The 19,447-nt window shown below is 63.0% G+C and carries 13 protein-coding genes and 2 pseudogenes; 1 reads left to right on the forward strand and 14 read right to left on the reverse strand.

Annotation, left to right across the window (positions count from 1 at the left end; translation table 11 throughout):
- The 5 genes from ASF84_RS24340 to ASF84_RS24360 form a co-directional block, all read right to left on the reverse strand.
- Positions 1 to 1,680, reverse strand: coding sequence for a flavin monoamine oxidase family protein (locus ASF84_RS24340; protein WP_056841426.1), 1,680 nt, complete (start codon positions 1,678 to 1,680; stop codon positions 1 to 3).
- A 147-nt stretch (positions 1,681 to 1,827) separates the two neighbouring features.
- Positions 1,828 to 2,295 (reverse strand): Lrp/AsnC family transcriptional regulator, encoded by a 468-nt coding sequence (locus ASF84_RS24345; RefSeq protein ID WP_056841427.1) that lies wholly within the window; start codon positions 2,293 to 2,295, stop codon positions 1,828 to 1,830.
- Between the two features lie 42 nt (positions 2,296 to 2,337).
- The gene (locus tag ASF84_RS24350; RefSeq protein WP_056841428.1) at positions 2,338 to 3,249 is read right to left on the reverse strand and encodes a substrate-binding domain-containing protein; all 912 of its coding nucleotides are present in this window, start codon (positions 3,247 to 3,249) and stop codon (positions 2,338 to 2,340) included.
- A gap of 108 nt (positions 3,250 to 3,357) precedes the next feature.
- Positions 3,358 to 4,416, reverse strand: coding sequence for an FUSC family protein (locus tag ASF84_RS24355; RefSeq protein ID WP_056841429.1), 1,059 nt, complete (start codon positions 4,414 to 4,416; stop codon positions 3,358 to 3,360).
- A gap of 161 nt (positions 4,417 to 4,577) precedes the next feature.
- Positions 4,578 to 5,453: an MBL fold metallo-hydrolase gene (locus ASF84_RS24360; RefSeq protein WP_056841430.1), complete on the reverse strand. Its 876-nt coding sequence runs from the start codon at positions 5,451 to 5,453 to the stop codon at positions 4,578 to 4,580.
- A gap of 101 nt (positions 5,454 to 5,554) precedes the next feature.
- On the opposite strand from ASF84_RS24360, the gene ASF84_RS24365 reads away from it, so the two are divergent.
- Complete coding sequence (locus ASF84_RS24365) at positions 5,555 to 6,451, forward strand: LysR family transcriptional regulator (RefSeq protein WP_082481800.1); 897 nt, start codon at positions 5,555 to 5,557, stop codon at positions 6,449 to 6,451.
- Positions 6,452 to 6,492: 41 nt separating this feature from the next.
- On the opposite strand, the gene ASF84_RS24370 is transcribed toward ASF84_RS24365, so the two are convergent.
- The 9 genes and pseudogenes from ASF84_RS24370 to ASF84_RS24410 all read right to left on the reverse strand — a co-directional run bounded on the left by ASF84_RS24370 (position 6,493) and on the right by ASF84_RS24410 (position 19,367).
- Entirely contained in the window at positions 6,493 to 7,776 is a 1,284-nt protein-coding gene (locus ASF84_RS24370) for a glycosyltransferase family 4 protein (RefSeq protein WP_056841431.1), read from the reverse strand.
- Between the two features lie 29 nt (positions 7,777 to 7,805).
- Positions 7,806 to 8,894, reverse strand: a complete 1,089-nt coding sequence (locus tag ASF84_RS30350) for a calcium-binding protein (protein ID WP_056841432.1) — start codon at positions 8,892 to 8,894, stop codon at positions 7,806 to 7,808.
- 11 nt (positions 8,895 to 8,905) lie between these two features.
- Positions 8,906 to 9,355 (reverse strand): annotated as a pseudogene (locus ASF84_RS30355) (calcium-binding protein); the annotation flags it as partial.
- A gap of 23 nt (positions 9,356 to 9,378) precedes the next feature.
- A pseudogene (locus ASF84_RS30360) lies at positions 9,379 to 10,346 on the reverse strand (calcium-binding protein); the annotation flags it as partial.
- Positions 10,347 to 10,350: 4 nt separating this feature from the next.
- Positions 10,351 to 11,259 carry a DUF4347 domain-containing protein gene (locus ASF84_RS30020; RefSeq protein ID WP_056841435.1) on the reverse strand — a complete coding sequence of 303 codons (909 nt, stop codon included), beginning with the start codon at positions 11,257 to 11,259 and terminating at the stop codon, positions 10,351 to 10,353.
- A 200-nt stretch (positions 11,260 to 11,459) separates the two neighbouring features.
- On the reverse strand, positions 11,460 to 15,959 hold the full coding sequence (locus tag ASF84_RS29315; protein ID WP_056841436.1) for a beta strand repeat-containing protein: 4,500 nt from the start codon (positions 15,957 to 15,959) through the stop codon (positions 11,460 to 11,462).
- A 420-nt stretch (positions 15,960 to 16,379) separates the two neighbouring features.
- The gene (locus ASF84_RS24400; protein ID WP_056841437.1) at positions 16,380 to 17,378 is read right to left on the reverse strand and encodes an NADP-dependent oxidoreductase; all 999 of its coding nucleotides are present in this window, start codon (positions 17,376 to 17,378) and stop codon (positions 16,380 to 16,382) included.
- 57 nt (positions 17,379 to 17,435) lie between these two features.
- Positions 17,436 to 18,218, reverse strand: coding sequence for an SDR family NAD(P)-dependent oxidoreductase (locus ASF84_RS24405; RefSeq protein WP_056841438.1), 783 nt, complete (start codon positions 18,216 to 18,218; stop codon positions 17,436 to 17,438).
- Positions 18,219 to 18,266: 48 nt separating this feature from the next.
- Entirely contained in the window at positions 18,267 to 19,367 is a 1,101-nt protein-coding gene (locus ASF84_RS24410; protein ID WP_056841439.1) for an alkene reductase, read from the reverse strand.
- Positions 19,368 to 19,447 lie beyond the last annotated feature (80 nt).

Raw genomic sequence — 19,447 nt, forward strand, 5'->3', positions numbered from 1 at the left:
TTATTCAGGCAGGGCGATCGGGCCAAGTTCGTCGAACACATCGCCCGGGCCCGGGTTGTCCGCATGGGTGCGGCCGCCAAACTGGGTCATGATGCCCCAGACCGCATTGAGCGAGGTCTGCACTGCACCTTCGACCCAGGCCGGCGTCCAGGAAATATCATCGCCGGCCAGGAACATGCCGCGCTGCTCGCTGGGCAGGCCCTGTTGCATGAAATGCGCGTACATGCGCTGGTTGTAGCGATAGTGCCCCGGCAGTGCGCCTTTGAAGGCACCGAGAAAATGCGGGTCCGCCTCCCATGAAATGGTGATCGGGTCGCCGATGATATGGCTGGCGATGTCGACCTTGGGATAGATCTTCTTCAGGGCATCCAGGGCCAGGCGCACGCGTTTTTCGGTGGGTTGCGGCAGCATTTTCAGCGCATCGCTCATCCAGGCATACGACAGGCAGATGACCCCCGGTTTGTCGTCGCCGTTGTCGAACAGGTAGGTGCCGCGGGTCAGGCGGTCGGTCAGGGTCATGCTCATCAGGTCGCGGCCGGTTTCCGGGTCCTTGTCCTTCCAGAACGGCCGGTCGACCATGACGAAAGTCTTGGATGACTGCATGTAGCGGGTGCGGTCCAGGGCCATCCACATCTTTTGCGAGAACAGCGATTCCTCGCACTCGATCTGTGTGGTCAGCAGCCAGCTCTGGCAGGTGGTCAGCACCGCCGCGTAGTGACCTACATTGCCCCAATTGTCGGTCACGGCCAGTTGGCCGTCGGCGGCACGGGCGATGCGCTTGACGCCAGTGCGCGGGGCGCCGAGGTGCAAAGACGCCAGGCTGGTGCCGGCCGGCCAGTGAGCGCAACGTTCGGGTGCATGACGCCAGATACCCAGCGGCACCTGCTGCACGCCGCCAACGATCAGGTGCTGGTTTTCATCGCAGTTGGTCATGACTACGCGAAAGATTTCCAGCATCGAGTTGGGGAAGTCCGAGTCCCAGCCACCGGTGCCGAAACCGACCTGGCCGAACACTTCGCGGTGGTAGAACGACAGTTTGGCGAAGGCCTTGGAGGTGGCGACGAAGTCGTAGAAGGTGCGGTCGTCCCACAGCGGCACCAGCTCGTTCCACAAGGCCTTCAGTTGCTTGACGTCGCGGTCGCGGATCGCCTGCTGGATCGCGGCGAACTGCGAACCGGCTTCCAGCGCATCGGCCCAGGCGTCGGCCACCTCCTGGAACAGGGCCGGCAGGTCGCTGAGGCTTTGCGCGTAGTAAGTGTTGCCTTCCAGGTCAACCACCGTGCTGCCGCTGGCCGGGGTCAGCGGGTTGGGAAACGGCTGGGTGTCCAGGCCGAGCTTGTCGACGTAATGGAAAAACGCCGTCGACGAGGCAGGGAAACGCATGCCCCCCAGTTCGGCGACGATGCCCTCGGCGCCCTCGAAGGCTTGCGAGCGCAACCGACCGCCCATTTGCGAGGCCTCGTAGACCACCGGTTTCAGCCCCAGCTTCATCAACTCATAGGCAGCCACCATGCCGGCAATGCCGGCGCCGACGATGGCCACTTCACGGCCGTGCTGTTCGACCGGAATGCTGCCCAATCCTGCCGGGTGCGTGATCCAGTCGTCGAAGGCAAAGGGGAAATCCGGGCCATACATGGTGATCGGCTTTTGAACGTCTGCGCGGTGGCGAGTGTGTTTCATGTCTGACGGCCCTGGTCGACTGCGGGTTCGGTTAGGCAACAGTCTAGGCAGGGATGCGTACGTTAATAAGACACAATATGTCGTCGATGTGTTGAAGACTGCGTCAATATGACGAGTGAGACAGGCGATATGACGAAGTCGTCTGCATCAGCCTGGTTGGCTGCGGTCGATCTTGCTGCTGAGGATGATCGAGGTGGTGGTTTTTTCCACGCCCTCGACACTGCCGATCAGGTCGAGCAACTGGTCGAGCTGTTCCGGCGACTCGGTGCGCAGCCAGGCCACGTAGTCGAACTCGCCACTGACGGCGCACAGTTGCTGGACCTGGGGCAGCACGCTGAGCCGGCGCAACACTTCCTTGCCCGAGCGCGGCTGCACGGTAATCCCGACATAGGCTTGCAGGCCGCCATCGGCCACCCGCTGGCCGAGGCGTACGCCGTAGCCGGTGATAATGCGGGTCTTTTCCAGCCGCGCCAGGCGCGAAGTCACCGTGGTGCGCGCAATACCCAACTGCCGGGCCAGCACCGCCACGCTTTCACGCGCGTTCAGTTGCAGGGCGGCGATCAGCTGGCGGTCGATTTCATCGAGAACGGGGGGGCGGGTGGTGGACAAGGGCATCTCCTGACAGGGCCGCTGCATGGTAGGAGATTAAACGCGCTCCTACGGGCGTACGAACTGTTGGTAGTTTTCGGCGGTGACGAGCTGGGTTGGTAGCCAGACATCGCCCTGGATGGGCTGTTTGTTGACCAGGGCCAGGGCGGTGTCGACGGCCTTGGCGCCCATGGCCACCGGGTCACGGAACACGCTGACGGTGAGCATCTTGCTCTTGATCGCCATCAGGCCGTCGGGGGTGCCGTCGATGCCACCGACCAGCACGTTCGACTGCCCGGCGGACTTGAGCGCCATGGCCGCACCGATGCCCATCTCGTCGTTGTTGGACGCCACGGCGTCGATCTTCTCGCCCGACACCACCCAGCTGTTCATGATGTTCATGCCCTGGTCACGCTGCCAGTCGCCGCTCTGTTGCTCGACCACCTTGATGTCCGGGAACTGCCCCAGCACATCCTTGACGCCATCAGTGCGCTTGCGCGTGTCGCTGTGCGCCAGGCGCCCGAGAATGATCGCCAGGTTGCCTTTGCCGTTCATTTTCTCGGCCAGGTACTGCATCTGCATGCGCCCGATGGCACGCTCGTCGGTGCCGACAAAGACCACGCCTTCGGGCAGGGTGTCGACCTCGGGACGGCTGTTGACGTACACCAGCGCAATGCCGGCCTCACGGACCTTGGCGGTGATGCGCTGGGTGGCGGCGGTGTCGGCCGGGTTGACGATGATGGCGTCGACCTTCTGGTTAATGAAGCTCTCGACCTGGCTGAGCTGGCGACCGACATCGCTGGCCGAGTCCTCGACCTGCAGGCGCACGCCGTCAGGCGACTTTTTGGCCTGGTCCTGCATGGCGCCGACCAGGTAGGAAATGTAGTTGTCGAGGTTGCCGACCGTGACGCCAATCCGCAGCTCTGCGTGCGCGGCCATCGACATGACCAGCGCGCAGGCACCGAGCAAGACTCGTTTCATGATGTGATCCTGTCCTTGTTATTGTTCGAATCAAAGATGGGATCGACGGTAGTGGAAGATAAATTCCGAATCAATATTGAATCAAAAAATATTTTCCACTTTTGCGTGTCACAGCTTCCAGCGCCGTGACGTCTTGTCCAGCCGGGCCTGTAATTGTTCCAGCGTCTGCGCCAGTTGCCGGGTCATCAGCCGGTAGCCGGTTACCTCGGCCGGAATCGGCGTGGCGGCGGCGGGCTCGAACGTGCGCTTGAGGTGTTCTGTGGCGCCTGTCTGCAGGGCACGCGCCATGCCTAGCAGGCGTCGGCGGTTCTGGCGGTAATCGGCGTCGAGTGCAGCCTTGAGGGCCGGCTCGGGATTGGCCGGGCGGCTGTTGGCGAGAATCTCCAGCAGGCTCAGGCTCAGGCACATGCGGAACTGGCTCTGGATGGTGTCCAGTTCGACCATGGAAATCTTCACTTCCTTGGACACTGACGGCAGCAGCGAGCGCAGTTGTAGCATGGTGGCGTTGAGGCTGGCAGCGAGTTTCAGGTGCTCGTCGGCGGTCACCGACTGGTCCTGGCTGATGCGCCCGTAGACCTTGGCGCAATCACGCAGGCCGCTGGCCAGGTTGTAGCGCCAGGAAAACACGGCGTACAGCGGCAGCGCGAAAGAGAACGCCAACGCCAGGACGATCCCAATCAGGATGTCCACGGTACGCCACAGGCCGTCGCTGATCGGGTTGATGCCGTGGCCGGCCACCACGAACAGGGTGATGGCCGACAGCAGCGCCGTGTAGCCACCCTTGCCGATGGCGTGGTAGGCGAAGAAACCGCACATCACCGACATCAGGCAATAGGTCAGCAAGGACATTTCCAGATAGCCCTGCTGCACCACCACCAGCAGCCCCAGGCCTGCGCCAATCAAGGTGCCGTAGGCGCGCTCGACCGACTTCTTGCGGATATTGCCGTGGTGCTGCAGGCCGCCGATCACGATCAGCATGGTCACCGAGGCCCACTCGCCGTGGGGCAGGTTCAGGCCGCTGGTCAGCAGGATCGACACCAGCAAGCCGACCGAAATGCGCGCCGCATGAATCAGCCGGGCATGACGATAACGACGATACGGGTCCAGCAAGGGCCGCAGCACAGGGCGCAGCCAGGAAGGGATGGAAGCGGGGCGGGTTGTGAACATGCGTGGGCGTACCGTCGGCTGAGGAAAACACAGTAGGCCATAACCGCAAAGGTTTGTGGCGCTGGCCTACGGGCTTAATGGACAGCGCCAACCGGAAAAGGATCAGGCCCGGCGTGCTCAGAACCTGCTGCCGGTTTGATCGACAGGTACGTGGGGCATGATTACCAGGCCATCTCGCCCTTGGCCACTTTGGCGCTCAGTTCCAGGCTGGACTCTTCGCCCAGGCCTGGGTAACGCACCTTCATGGCGTCGATCAAGGCCTTGGCGTCCTTGCTGCGCGCCGTTTCCTGGTCGAAGGCGCGGATATAGTCGGCGGTGAAGGCCGGTGACTCGGCGCTGGTACGCGGCCCTGGCAGGGCGTGGCCCGGCACGATGACCGAGGGCTTGAGGCTTTCGATTCTGGCCAGGGTGCCCAGCCAGTCCTGATGCGATTGGGCGCTCTGGGTGTCGGCCATCCAGACATGCTGATTGTTGGCCAGGACCACGCCACCGACCACGGCCTTGAGCGAAGGAATCCACACGAAGCTGCGATCAGGCTGCGGTCCGTCCAGGCCGACGACTTCCAGCGCCTGGCCTTCGAGCTCAAGGCGATTGCCCTTGAGCACCTTGGGCACGATGAGCCGGCGCGGTGCATCGGCCCCCAGTTTGGGACCCCAGTAGGCCAGCTTGTCCTTCATGGTGTGCTGGATGTGCTCGACGGTGGGCGCGCTGGCCAGGACCTCGACGTCGGGGAAGGCGTCGACCAGCGTATCCAGGCCGAAGTAATAGTCCGGATCGCCGTGGCTGATGTAGATGCGCTTGAGCGGTTTGCCACTGCGTTTCACCTTCTCCACCAGTTTCTCGGCCTGGCCCTTGCCGAACTGGGCATCGATCAGCAGGGATTCATGCTCACCGGTGACCAGCACCGAGGACACCGGAAAAATGGCGTCATGGCCCGGATTGTAAGCGTCCAGGGTCAAGGGTGGCGCGGCCAGGGCGCTGGCGCTCAGGCTCAGGGCCAGGCTGGCAAGCAGGGTGGAAACCAGGGGCGTCGACATGGCGGACTCCAATACAGGGGGGAGTGCAGACGATAGTGGCTGGAATCGATAAGAAAAATGCTAGATTCCCGGCATGTTTGTTGCGAAAAGCGGACGAATGAATGGACCGGATGTTGGCCATGCAGGTGTTTGTCACCGTGGTGGAATGTGGCAGCCAGACGGCGGCGGCTGAAAAGCTCGGGTTATCACGCCCGGTGGTTTCACGTTGCCTGCAGGATCTGGAGGCCTGGCTGGGCGGGCGTGTATTGCACCGCACCACGCGCCGGCTGGCGCTGACCAGCATTGGCAGCGAGGTGCTGCCCAAGTGCCGGCGCGTGCTGGAACAGGCGGCGGATATCCAGGCCAGTGTCGCCCGGCCCGAGGATGAGCCACGCGGGCAGGTACGCGTCACGGCCAGCACCTCGTTCGGCCAGGCCCGGTTGACGGCGGCGGTGGCGGCGTTCGTGGTGCGCTATCCGAGGGTCAAGGTCGACCTGCAGTTGCTCGATCGCACGGTCAACCTGGTCGAGGAGGGCATCGACCTGGCGATCCGCATCAGCGACGAGATCGACCCGCAACTGATCGCCCGGCGCCTGGCCCGCTGCGACTCGCATGTCTGTGCCTCGCCGCAATACCTCAAGCTGCACGGCACACCAACCCGGCCTGAAGACCTGGAGCTGCATAACTGCCTGACCCATGCCTACCACGACACGGCCCTGTGGCGTTTCGAGCGCGATGGCGAGCCACTGGCGGTGCGTGTCAGTGGCACGATCAGCAGCAACGATGCCGTGGCCTTGATGCAGGCGGTGCTCAACCATGCCGGCATCGGCTTGCTGCCGGCCTACCTGGTGGCGCCGCTGATCCGCAGCGGGCATCTGGCGGCGTTGCTGCCTGACTGCCAGCCGACCAGCCTGGGTATTCACGCCGTGTATGCCTCGCGCAAGCACATGCCGGTGGCGCTGCGGGCGTTGCTGGATTTTCTGGTCGAGTGGTTTGCCGGCGTGCAGGACTGGACGTAGGGCACCGCGCCGCCTTGGCGCGCCAAGGCGGCGCTACGATCTTACGGGGCCTGTAGCGGTCTGGGCGCCGGCGTTGTGTGGTATGGCAGGTCCGGTGTGCGGGGGCGGCGCAACAGGTCGAGCATCCTTGGCAGGCAGACGCGCTTGAGGTCGTAGCGCTCGACGATGGTCTGGCGCGCCTGCTCGCGCAGTGCCTGGTAGCGGGCCGGGTCGGCCAGTGCTGCGGCAACCGTGTCGGCCAGGCGCCGGGCGTCGAAGAAGTCGACCAGCAGGCCATTGTGGGCGTGCTCGATGACTTCCGTGACCGGCGGGGTATCGGAGGCCACCAGCAGGCAGCCGGCGGCCATCGCTTCGAGCATCGACCACGACAGCACGAAAGGGTAGGTCAGGTAGACGTGCGCCGCCGAGACCTGGAGGATCTTCAGGTAGTCGGTATACGGCACCTGGCCCACGAAAAATACTCGCTGCCAGTCGACCTGGTCCTGTAGCTCGGCGCAGTAACGCTGCCGCCAGGACTGGCCTTCGGGCAGGCGCTCGCCGTAGCTGACGCGGTCGCCACCGACAATGATCACCCGCACCCCGGGCCGCAGGGCCAGCAGCCCGGGCAGGCTGCGCATGAAGGTATGGAAGCCGCGGTAGGGTTCCAGGTTGCGGGCAATGTAGGTCACGACCTCATCGCCTGCCGTAAAGCGCTGGCCATTGATCTCGACCCAGGCCGCCGGCTCGGGTCTGACGACCTGGGTATCGATGCCTTCGTGAATCACCTCGATCTTGTGCTGCAGCTCGGTCGGGTAGCGCGATTGCTGCCAGCCGGTGGGCGAAATGCCCTGGTCGCAGCCGACCAGGCTGTGCAGCTGCGTGCTGTTCTTGAGCCGCACGCGCAGGCGGTCGTCCAGAGTCGCAGGAAATTGCGGGTCGAAGCCGACATCGCCGCCCGTGCCGTGGTAGTAGTACTCGAAGTACTGAATCAGGCGCGCCTGGGGAAAGACATCCTTGAGAAACAACCCTTCGCCCCACCCGGGGTGGGCGACGATGACATCGGGCTGCCAGCCTTCTTCATCGCGCAGCTTGAGCAGCAGCCGCACCACCGTCTGTCCACGACGCACATGCCCTTCGAAGTCTTGCAGATAGTGGTGAGTCTGTTTCTGGCCACCCGCGCCACGCTGGTAGCCCAACAGGCGAATGCGCGGATGCAACGCACTTCGTGCCTGAAGGTTGGCGGCCTCGCCAAGGGCGATGACCTGGTTGTCCGGATCATCGGCCAGCGCCTTGGCGACGTGGCGAAACTGGCCGGGGAAGTTCTGGTGGATAAAGAGATAACGCATCGAACAGGCCCCGGCCCGGTACAAGTCAGTCAGAGAATTAGATCGGCCGTGCTCAAGGCGGTCACGCCGACCAGTTGGATCGAGAACTCGGCCTCGGCATCGGCGTCGATGTTGCCATAGAGCACCTGCGCCTTGTTGTCGAAATACAGATCACCCACCGACGCGAAGCGACCGCTGAACGCCGCACCCGTGATCAGCGAGTCGAAGGCGTCATTGGTGCTGGTCGCGGTATTGGCATCGAGGGTCGACAGGTCGATCTTGTCCTGGCCACGCACAAAGTCCGAGATCACATCCCGCGTGATGCTGGCAAGGCCGGTGTCGGTCACCGCATTGAAGTCGAAGAGGTCATTGCCGGCACCGCCTACCAGCGTGTCCTTGCCGCCGCCACCGATCAGGGTGTCATTGCCGCTGCCACCTGACAGGTTATCGTTGCCCAGCCCGCCATTGAGCACGTTCTTGCCGCTGGAGCCGCTGAGGATATTGTTGAGGCTGTTGCCAACGAGGTTGGCGGCGGCGCTGGTGTCGATACGGCCGCTCTCGACGTTGGCCGACAAGGTAAAAGTGCTGGCCGTGGAGCGAACGGTGTCGGTGCCTTCGCCGGCTTTCTCGATGACCACATCGCCGGCGTTGTCGACGTAGTAGGTGTCGTTGCCGGTGCCGCCGGTCATGGAGTCCGCGCCCCAGCTGCCGTCGAGGGTGTCATTGCCTGCGCCGCCGTCGAGGACGTCCACGCCCAGGCCGCCGGTGAGGACGTCGGCATTGGTCGTGCCTTCGATTTTCAGAGGGTTGAAGTTATGGGCGTTGACGGCGGTGGCCAGGACGTTTTGCAGGGTCATCGCGGTGTGCCAGGCGTACTTCGTGCCAGCAGCCCCGTCTTCGTCGTACTGGAGTTCGGTGTGCTTGCCGTTCTGCACCAGGCGCAAGTAGCCGTTGGCGGCGCTCATCGGGTTACCGCCCTGGTAGCCGCGGCCGTTGGCGGCGCTGTGGTCGAGCAGTGTGCTGACGTCGATCAGGTCACCGCCGGCGCCAGTGGCGAAGTCGGTGATGGTGAGGCGATAGGCGCTACTGCCTGATATGAATTCATAGGTATCACGGCCTGCACCGCCTGTTGCAATCATGACGTCATCGNTATTTCTACTTGTCGAATCAGGTCACCGCCGGCGCCGGTGGCGAAGTCGGTGATGGTGAGGCGATAGGCGCTACTGCCTGATATGAATTCATAGGTRTCMCKGCCTGCACCGCCTGTTGCAATCATGACGTCATCGTTTCCAGCCCAGCTTACGTTGTAGCTCTTTATCCTGTCGTCACCGTCGCCACCGAATACGCGAGCGGTCTGAGCACGATCGTTGTCGTAGAGCCAGACTGAAAAAGTATCGTTACCACTGCCGCCGAGCAAAGTGTCGTTACCCTGGCCGCCAGAGACGGACAACGTGTCATCACCAGCACCACCATCAATACTGTCATTTCCAGCATTACCATCCAGACGGTCATTGCCAGCACCACCGAAAATGGTGTCGTTACCCGATCCTCCTTCGATGTAGTCACCACCCCACAGGTCTGTCTCATCACCGCCTTCTATCCGGTCATTACCCCCACTGCCGNCTTACGTTGTAGCTCTTTATCCTGTCGTCACCGTCGCCACCGAATACGCGAGCGGTCTGAGCACGATCGTTGTCGTAGAGCCAGACTGAAAAAGTATCGTTACCACTGCCGCCGAGCAAGGTGTCGTTACCCTGGCCGCCAGAGACGGACAACGTGTCATCACCAGCACCACCATCAATACTGTCATTTCCAGCATTACCATCCAGGCGGTCACTGCCAGCGCCCCCCAAAATGGTGTCGTTACCCGATCCTCCTTCGATGTAGTCACCACCCCACAGGTCTGTCTCATCACCGCCTTCTATCCGGTCATTACCCCCACTGCCGGTAATCGTATCGTTACCTGCACCACCCAGAAGGGTGTCGTTGAAATAGCTTCCGGCAAGCAGTTCAGAATTGCTTGTACCTGACACTTTTAAKCCCGGCACTGCGGAGCCATCGGGCTTTATGCCGTTATTAAAGTTGTCAGCGGTCAATCGGGTCGCCAATACGTTCTGGAACGTCACTGCTGTGTACCAAGCGTATTGGTTGCCGGCCGCAAGGGTGTCGTTGAAATAGCTTCCGGCAAGCAGTTCAGAATTGCTTGTACCTGACACTTTTAATCCCGGCACTGCGGAGCCATCCGGCTTTATGCCGTTATTAAAGTTGTCAGCGGTCAATCGGGTCGCCAATACGTTCTGGAACGTCACTGCTGTGTACCAAGCGTATTGGTTGCCGGCCGCRCCATCTTCGTCGTACTGGAGTTCGGTGTGCTTGCCGTTCTGCACCAGGCGCAGGTAGCCGTTGGCGGYGCTCATCGGGTTGCCGCCCTGGTAGCCGCGGCCGTTGGCGGCGCTGTGGTCGAGCAGTGTGCTGACGTCGATCAGGTCACCGCCGGCGCCGGTGGCGAAGTCGGTGATGGTGAGGCGATAGGCGCTACTGCCTGATATGAATTCATAGGTRTCMCKGCCTGCACCGCCTGTTGCAATCATGACGTCATCGGCTTACGTTGTAGCTCTTTATCCTGTCGTCACCGTCGCCACCGAATACGCGAGCGGTCTGAGCACGATCGTTGTCGTAGAGCCAGACTGAAAAAGTATCGTTACCACTGCCGCCGAGCAARGTGTCGTTACCCTGGCCGCCAGAGACGGACAACGTGTCATCACCAGCACCACCATCAATGCTGTCATTCCCGGCATTACCATCCAGACGGTCATTGCCAGCACCACCGAAAATGGTGTCGTTACCCGGTCCGCCCTGAATGTAATCCCCGCCCCACAAGCCGGTTTCATCACCGCCCTCGATCCGGTCATTACCCCCACTACCGGTAATCGTATCGCTGCCGGCTCCCCCCCGAATCGTGTCATCCCCCACTGAGCCTTCCAGCGTGTCGTTTCCTGCCGTCCCCACCAGTACCCCAAGGCTTGCCGTCAATGACGACAGGTCGTACCCCTTGGCCTCGACCACGCCGGCCTTCACTTCCAGCACCGAATCCGCCTGGGCACCCGAACGATCATCACTGGCCGCCACATCCGCGCCGGTGAGGTGGGCCAGGGCGTTGACGAAGCTGACGCCGGCCTCGCCCTGCGCCACATCGCACCCGTAGAGCAGGAGGTCGCCATCGGCGGCCAGGCTGGCGCCGATCGCCTTGAGGGGCGCCTGGTACTGGCCGAGGTTGCCGGCCTTGAGCACGGTGCTGCCCAGGTACAACGCCCCGGCCGCGCCGTGGCTGATGACCTGCACCGAGTCGAGCCCGGCGTAGCCTTCCAGTCCCTTGTGCATCTGGTTGACACCGTCCTGGCGCGCATCGAGCAGGTACCAGCGGGTATCGGCGCTGAAGCCGGCAATCAGGGTTTCGTAGCCGGCGACGCGGCTATCGATGAAGACAACATTATTGATGGTCATGGTCCAGCATTCCCTGGAGGACGGAAGGGGGAGAAAGCGTGGCCGGCAAAGGAGAGGAGTCGGCCGGTGATGGCATTGTGCCGGTTGCTCGTGAGCTTGCCAATCGGGCCTTTGATCAGGCGTGAGTAGGACCACGTGAGGGCAAAAAAAATGGCCTGTACCTTGCGGTACAAGCCATCTTCAATCGGCCTGTCAGCCGGTTACAGGATGAAGTCCGCCGCCACCAGGGTGTTGATTCCGGTGAGTGCAATGGCGAACTCGGCATCGCCGTCGGCATCGGTGTTGCCGTACAGCACGCCTGCCGCCAGCTTGAGCTGGCCGGCGGTGGTGAACGCCGCCGTGGACCCGATCAGCGTGCCGATAAAGGCATCGTTGGCCGTGGTCGCGGTGTTGGCATCGAGTGTCGACAAATCGATACGGTCGCCCTTGGCGAAGTCGGTGATGATGTCCCACGTGGCACTGGTGGTGCCCATCTCTGACAACGAATTGAAGTCGAACACATCGTTGCCTGCCCCGCCCGACAGCACGTCCTTGCCGGCGCCGCCGACCAGCGTGTCATTGCCGGTATGGCCTTCGAGCGTATCGTTGCCGGCGCCGCCGATCAGCATGTCGTTGCCTTCCCAGCCCAGCAGGCGGTTGGCGGCGGCATTGCCGGTCAGGGTGTTGGCCAGGGCGTTGCCGGCCCCGCTGGTGCCGAGGGTGCCGGTCAGGATCAGGTTCTCGACGTTGTTGGCCAGTTTGTGGCTGACGGCGGCATACACCAGGTCAGTGCCTTGGCCGGCGGTTTCCACGACCTTGTCCAGTGCGTTGTCGACGTAGTAGGTGTCATTGCCGGCACCGCCACTCATGACATCGGCACCGGCCTTGCCGTCGAGGATGTTGTTGTAGTTGTTGCCGGTCAGGGTGTTGGCCGAGGCATTGCCGGTGCCCTTGAGCACGGTGGCGAGGTTGGCCAGCGACAGGTTTTCCAGGCCGGCCGCCAGGGTGTAGTTGTTCAGTGAGGCAATCACGCTGTCCACGCCTGTGGTGTCGGTGATCACATCGCCTGCGTTGTCGACGTAATAGGTGTCGTTGCCGTCGCCACCATTGAGCACGTCGGCGCCGGCCCCGCCATTGAGCGTGTCGTTGCCGGCCAGGCCGTAGAGGACGTTATTGAACTCGTTGCCGGTCAGGCGGTTGTTGTCGGTATTGCCCACGGCATTGAGGGCTGTCGATACGCCGGCCTGCAGGGTCAGGTTTTCAATGTTATAGAGGCTGTCGGTGGTCGAGACGCCGCTGACATAACCGCCCAGGGACGTGTTCAAGGTGGTGATGACGGTGTCGTTGCCGGCGTTCGAGTCTTCGCGAACATAGTCGGACGTGGAGTCGACGTAGTAGGTGTCGTTGCCAGCGCCGCCGACCATAGAGTCATTGCCGGTGCCACCGTTGAGGGTGTCGTTGCCGGCGCCACCCTCCAGCGAGTCATTGCCGGCCGCGCCCAGCAAACTGTTATTGAGCTCGTTGCCGGTGATGAGGTTGGCCAGGTCGTTACCGATGCCATTGAGCGCAGCGCCGGTCAGTTGCAGGTGTTCGACGTTCGCCGTGAGGGTGTAGGAAGCCAGCGAGGAGCGCACGATGTCGGTGCCTTCGCCGGCATTTTCCACCACGCGGTCGCCTGCGCCATTGACCAGGTACACGTCGTCGCCCGTACCGCCCACCATCGAGTCGTTGCCGCTGCCGCCATCCAGCGTGTCGTTGCCCGCGCCGCCCACCAGGGTGTCGTTGGAGACAAAGCTGCTGATATTGATCGGCAGCGAGGCGCTGACCATGGTGCCGGTCGACGACATGGTCATCAGCTTGGCGGTGATCTGGTCGGTGCCGCTGGCGCCGAGGGTAATGGCCGCCGATTCGAAGCGCAGGCCCAGTGGCGTTATGGTGAAGCTGTCGGAACCGATCAGGTCGATCAGCGTGCCGTTGCGGTACACCTCGACCCAGGCGCCGTCGGCCAGTGCCAGCACCGAGGTGTTGAGCAAGGTGGTGTCGAGGTCTTCGGGGTTGGTGACGATGATCGCCGAATTGTTGTCGATGCCGTCATCGAGCAGGTCGAGCGGGTTTTCCGAGGCGCCGTCGCCCATGCCGATGGCGCGGATCGAGGTGCCGTCGGTGCCCAGCTGACGAATCAGGTTAGCGGTGTCGATGTAGCTGGTGCCATCGGTCGGTGCGCCATCGGACAGGAAAAACACGATGTTTTTTCCCGAACCCAGCGACGACAGGTAGCTCTGGGTCTGTTGCAGGGCCGCGTTGTAGGCCGTGCCGCCGCCGGCCTTGAGTTGCAGCAGCTGGTCGTACAGGTCGACCCGGCCGTTGGCATTGTTGTCGGTGCCCGGGTTACCGTTGTAGAGCACCTCGGCGGTGTCATCGAACTGGATCAGCGAGACGTTGGCCTGGCCGCCCAGGCCGCTGGCAATGATGGTGTCATTGAGCTTCTTGACCGAGGCAATGGCGGCATCGAGCACCGAGTTGCTGTAGTTGTCGCCGTTCAGGTCGCCGACATCGGTGGTGCCCTGGAAGGTGCTGGTCATGCTGCCGGAGTGGTCGACCACATAGACAATGTTGACGCCGGTGTTGCCCAGGCTTACGCCGCTGATGTTGCCGGTGATCTTGACCGTGCCGTTGGCTTGTTCGGGGGCGGAAATGGTCAGCGCCACGACCTGGCCATCGACGATGGCTTCGCCGGAGCTGATAGCGTTCTCGGCGCTGCCGCTGTCGCCCACCAGCAGGTCGTTGCCATCGCCGCCGACCAGACTGTCGTTGCCACCACCACCGAGCAGGGTGTCGTCGCCGGCTGCGCCGGAAATCGTGTTGTTGGCCATGTTGCCGACAATACGGTTGGCCAGGGCGTTGCCGGTCATGCCGGCGGCACTGCCAAGCATGACGCCGTTTTCAATGTTGGCGCCCAGCGTGTGGCCCGACAGGGCCGTGCGCACGGTGTCGACGCCGCCGCCGGCGGCCTCGCTGATCACGTCACCGGCCGCCAGCACATAGGTGTCGTTGCCGGCGCCACCGGCCATGGTGTCGGCACCGGCGCCGCCGTCCAGCCAGTTATCGGACGCATTGCCGGTCAGCTTGTTGGCCAGTGCATTGCCGATGCCTTTGTAGGCGGTGCCTTGCAACACCAGGTTCTCGACGTTATTGCCCAGCGTGTAGTTGAGGCTGGCGTAGACCGTGTCGGTGCCACCGGTGGCAAGCACAGCATTGGTTTCGGTGACCACATCGCCAGCCTGGTCGACATAATAGCTGTCGTTGCCGTCGCCGCCATTGAGGCTGTCGGCACCGGCGCCGCCGTCCAGGGTGTCGTTGCCTGCGCCGCCGTTCAGGAGGTTCTTGCCGGCATTGCCGGTCAGCTTGTTGGCGCCGGTATTGCCCGTACCGTTGATATTGCCGGCCCCGGTCAGCACCAGGTTTTCCAGGTTGGCCGCCAGGGTCCAGGACACGTTGGCCTGTACGGTGTCGGTGCCTTCGTTGACCTTTTCGGTGATCACATCGCCGGCCCCGACGATGTAGGTGTCGTTGCCCAGCCCGCCGATGAGCGTGTTGGCGCCAGCGTGGGTGCTGCCATTGAGCACGTTGTTGGCGGTGTTGCCGGTGGCCGTCAGCCCGGCGGCGGTGCCGGTCAGGGTGATGTTTTCCAGGTAAGGCTGGGCGGCAATGGAGTAACTGATGCTGGAAATGACCGTGTCGGTGCCTTCGTTGGCATTCTCGGTGATCACATCGCCCGCCGCGTTGACGTGGTAGGTGTCGTTGCCGACGCCACCGGCCATGGTGTCATTGCCGGCGCCACCGTTGAGGGTGTCGTTGCCGGCCATGCCGAACAGCTTGTTGGCCGCGCTGTTGCCTGTGATCAGGTTGTCGCGCGCATTGCCGGTGCCGTTGATGGCAGCGGTGCCGGTCAGGGTCAGGTTCAGGCCGTAGCTGGGCAGGGTGGTGGTGGCGGCCGCGCTGATGTCCTTGGTGAAGTTGACCAGCCCGTTCAGTTCGGCTGCCGTCACGCCGGTGAGGTAGGCATTGTTGCTCAGGTTGGCCAGCGAGTTGCCGATTGTCTTGGCCGCCGCGGTGTCGCCGGACAACGCATAGAAATGCATGATCACCTGGGTCTGGCCGGCCGCCAGGTTCAGGTTGTATGAAGTCACTTGCTGGTCTGCGGACGTGGAGCTGACAGCACCAGGGGAACCGGCGCCGCCCGAAACGATATGGGTCAGTGTCGGGTAGCTGGTATTGGAGGCGCTGCCATAGGCCGCCCAGTCATCGGCGGCGGTGCGTGTGGTGTCGCCGCTGGAGGTCGCCAGGGTCTTGGTGCTGCTGTCGTAGTAGAGATCGTCCTTGAGGTCGATCTTCACGGCCTTGGCCGTGGTGCCGGTGTTGGTCACGATTTCCAGCATGCGCACGTAGCCATCGGCCACGAACGTCTTGCGCTCCACCGAAATGCCCGCCGAGGTATTGGCACCGGTCACGCTGTGGGTGTTGGTGCCCGCCGTCGCTGTCGCCCAGTTCAGGTAGGTGGTGCTGCTGGAGCCTGCGACGTACACCGACAACGAGGTGTTATCCAGGGCATCCTGGGTGGACGTGCTGCCAGGCAGGTACTTGCCTCGGGCATCATTAAGGTTGCCGTTGCTGTCGATGAACCAGATATTGCCGAGTGCATCCGTATAGTTGAGAGACACGTCCGTTCCCTTGCATGAAAAAGTGATGGCGTTGGTTTTTTTCGGTGACACAGCGTGTCAGGCGCGGGCTACGCCTTGATGACGTGCTGGCGTCAGCCGTATTCGGTAGGAAAGTCGCGGGGGGAAAGCAATGACAGGTCGGGCTCGACACACCGGGTGTGCGTCGAGGCGGCACAGGCGTAGAGGCCGGCCGTGCGGTTGCCAATCAAAACGAGATGCCTGAAAGACATGGTCCAGCCTTCCCTGACGGACAAAATGGGCAGCGTAATGTGTACAGAACAGACACATTTGCGAACAAATGGCATTGTGCCCGTTGCCCGCGAACTTGCCAATCAGGCGCGTAGAAGGTTTGTGATGCAGTGCTGGAAAAGAGACGCGCCTGGTCGGTAGAGACCGGCCAGGCGCGCGCCAGGCGGCTCGTCACATGAGCGTGACGACGACCTTGCCCTTGGCGCGGCCTTGCTCGACCAGGCGCAAGGCGTCGGCCGTGGCGGCGAAGGGGAAGGTGCGGTCGATGACCGGCCTGATCACACCGGACTCGACCAATGCGGTGATTTCGCGCAATTGCGCGCCATCGGCCCGCATGAACACAAAGGCATAGTGCACGCCCTTTTTACGGGCCTTGCGGCGGATGCCGAAACTCAACAGGCGCATGGCCTGCTGCAGCCCCCAGGACAACCCTTGTGCCTGGGCAAACGCCGGGGTGGGCGGCCCCGAAATGGAGATCAACTGGCCGCCGGGCTTGAGCACGCTGAGCGATTGCTCAAGCACCTTGCTGTCCAGGCTGTTGAGCACCACGTCATAACCACTGAGCACGTGGGCAAAATCCTGCTGGGTGTAGTCAATGACCACGTCCGCCCCCAGTGCCTTGACCCACTCGACATTGGCGGTGCTGGTAGTGGTTGCGACAAAGGCGCCCAGGTGCTTGGCCAACTGGATGGCCACCGTGCCGACGCCGCCTGAACCGGCATGAATCAACACTTTCTGGCCTTTCTTCAGGCGCGCGGTTTCCACCAGCACCTGCCAGGCGGTCAGCGCCACCAAGGGCAAGGACGCCGCCTGCACCATGTCGAGGTTGTGCGGTTTCAGCGCCAGCGCCTGTTCATGCACCGCGATCCGTTCGGCGAACGTGCCGATGCGGTCTTGCGGTGGGCGTGCGTAGACTTCATCGCCCGGTTTGAAGCGCTGCACGGCCGGGCCCGTGTCCACCACCACCCCGGCCAGGTCGTTGCCCAGAGCCTGCGGCAATGCATACGGCAGGATCAACTTGAACTCGCCGGTGCGAATCTTCGCGTCCAGCAGGTTGACGCTGGCGGCATGCACCTGAACCAGCACATCGTGCGGTCCCACCGCAGGCTCGGGCACCTCATTGAAACTGCCGCTGTGCTTGCCATAGCGATCGATTGAAAAGGCTTTCATGGGGAGCGGTCCTGGTTGCCAAGGGGCGGAGTGGGTGGCGGGCAGGCCAGGCCGGTGTCAGGCCCGATAACGCTCGGCCACCTCGGCCTGGCGGATGTCACCGAGCAAGGCCTGGCGGGCGCCCTGCAAGGCTTCCCAGCGAGCGGCGTCCTGCAAGGGCGGAATGGTCACCGTTTCCCGGCGATCGAAACCGACCAGCGCGGCATCGACCAGGTCGTCGACTTCCATGATCTCGGCAATGGTGTTGATGTCGTAACCGCCCCGTTCCCAGATGGCGGTGCGCGTGGCTGCCGGCAGCACCGCTTGCACATAGACGCCTTTGGGGGCCAGTTCCAGGCTCAGTCCCTGGGACAGGAACAGCACGAATGCCTTGGTCGCGCCGTACACCGACATGCCGAACTCGGGTGCCAGGCCCACCACCGAACCGATATTGATGATCGCACCTTCACCGGCCTGTACCAGGCGCGGCGCAACGGCGCTGGCCAGGCGCACCAGGGCCGTGGTGTTGAGCGCAACCAGCTGCGCGATGCTCTCGGTGCTCTGCTCGATGAACGTACCGGACTGGGCCGCACCGGCATTGTTGATCAGGATGCCGATGCGGAGGTCTTCACGCAGGCGCGTTTCGACAGCCGCCAGGTCGCCTGACTGGGTGAGGTCGGCCTGCAGTACATCGACGTTCACCTTGTGCTCGTCGCGCAAGCGGGTGGCCAGGGCGTCCAGTTTGGCCTGGTCGCGGGCAACCAGCACCAGATCGTGACCGCGCTGGGCAAAGCGTGCGGCGTAGGTGGCGCCAATGCCGATGGAGGCGCCGGTAATCAGAACAGCAGGGCGAGCAGTCATGAGGTCGTTCTCTTGAGAAAAGATGGGTCAGTGTGGGAGGCGGGCGGCTTAGCCTTGGCGGGCATCGGTGTGGGCCAGCGCCGGGTAGTCGATGTACCCCTCTGCGCCGCCGCCATACAGGGTGGCGGGGTTGAAATCTGCCAGCGGTGCGCCGGCTTGCAGGCGTGCTACCAGGTCCGGGTTGGCAATGAACGGCCGCCCGAATGCGACCAGGTCGGTCTGGTTATCGCGCAGGCGGGCGTTGGCCAGGTTCAGGTCATAACCGTTGTTGGCCAGGTAGGTGCCCTTGAAACGCTGGCGCAGCGCATCGAAATCGAAAGGCGCCACATCGCGTGGGCCGCCGGTCGCGCCTTCGACCACATGCAGATAGACGATGCCCAGGGTATTGAGCTGGTCGACGAGGTAGTCGTATTGCGCTTGCGGCTCGTGGCTGGAAATACCGTTGGCCGGCGAGACGGGCGAGATACGCACGCCGGTACGCTCGGCACCGATCTCGGCCACGACAGCGGCTGTCACTTCCAGCAATAGGCGGGCGCGGTTTGCAACCGAACCGCCATAGGCGTCGGTGCGCACATTGGCGCCGTCCTTGATGAACTGCTCCAGCAGGTAACCGTTGGCACCGTGGACCTCGACACCATCGAACCCGGCGGCCATGGCGTTGGCGGCGGCCTGGCGGAAATCGTTGACGAGGCCAGGTAACTCATCAATGTCCAGCGCCCGAGGGGCCGAGGCATCCACGAAGGTGTTGTTGACGAACACCTTGGTCGCCGCCGGCAGGGCCGAGGGGGCAACGGGGGCAGCGCCTCCGGGCTGCAGGTCGACATGCGAAACCCGGCCCACGTGCCACAGCTGCAGGAAAATCCGCCCGCCCTGGGCATGCACCGCCTCGGTAACTGCGCGCCAGCCCTCGATCTGTGCCTGGGTGTAGATGCCCGGTGTGTCCTGATAGCCCTGGCCCTGCTGCGACACTTGCGTGGCCTCGGCAATCAACAGCCCGGCCGAGGCGCGCTGGCTGTAATAGGTGGCGGCGAACTCGCTGGGGACAAAGCCTGCGCCGGCCCGGTTGCGTGTCAGCGGGGCCAGGACCGCGCGGTTGGACAGCGTCAGGGCGCCAAGGGTGTAGGGGGTAAACAGATTCCGGTCGGTCATGAGGGGGGTGTTTCCATGCCAGTGGGTGAAAGACGGCTGCGCCAGATGGAGGGGGGTGTGAGCGCGTTGAATTAGGATGA

It is taken from the genome of Pseudomonas sp. Leaf127, assembly GCF_001423155.1.
Taxonomy (GTDB): Bacteria; Pseudomonadota; Gammaproteobacteria; order Pseudomonadales; family Pseudomonadaceae; genus Aquipseudomonas; species Aquipseudomonas ovata.

Excerpts from the sequence above, each read along its gene's own strand:
- ASF84_RS24365 (WP_082481800.1), top strand. The coding sequence starts at position 5,555 with ATGGACCGGATGTTGGCCATGCAGGTGTTTGTCACCGTGGTGGAATGT.
- ASF84_RS24355 (WP_056841429.1), bottom strand. The coding sequence starts at position 4,416 with ATGTTCACAACCCGCCCCGCTTCCATCCCTTCCTGGCTGCGCCCTGTG.
- ASF84_RS24360 (WP_056841430.1), bottom strand. The coding sequence starts at position 5,453 with ATGTCGACGCCCCTGGTTTCCACCCTGCTTGCCAGCCTGGCCCTGAGC.
- ASF84_RS30350 (WP_056841432.1), bottom strand. The coding sequence starts at position 8,894 with ATGATTGCAACAGGCGGTGCAGGCCGTGATACCTATGAATTCATATCA.
- ASF84_RS24345 (WP_056841427.1), bottom strand. The coding sequence starts at position 2,295 with ATGCCCTTGTCCACCACCCGCCCCCCCGTTCTCGATGAAATCGACCGC.
- ASF84_RS24370 (WP_056841431.1), bottom strand. The coding sequence starts at position 7,776 with ATGCGTTATCTCTTTATCCACCAGAACTTCCCCGGCCAGTTTCGCCAC.
- ASF84_RS24405 (WP_056841438.1), bottom strand. The coding sequence starts at position 18,218 with ATGACTGCTCGCCCTGCTGTTCTGATTACCGGCGCCTCCATCGGCATT.
- ASF84_RS24340 (WP_056841426.1), bottom strand. The coding sequence starts at position 1,680 with ATGAAACACACTCGCCACCGCGCAGACGTTCAAAAGCCGATCACCATG.
- ASF84_RS24350 (WP_056841428.1), bottom strand. The coding sequence starts at position 3,249 with ATGAAACGAGTCTTGCTCGGTGCCTGCGCGCTGGTCATGTCGATGGCC.
- ASF84_RS24410 (WP_056841439.1), bottom strand. The coding sequence starts at position 19,367 with ATGACCGACCGGAATCTGTTTACCCCCTACACCCTTGGCGCCCTGACG.
- ASF84_RS24400 (WP_056841437.1), bottom strand. The coding sequence starts at position 17,378 with ATGAAAGCCTTTTCAATCGATCGCTATGGCAAGCACAGCGGCAGTTTC.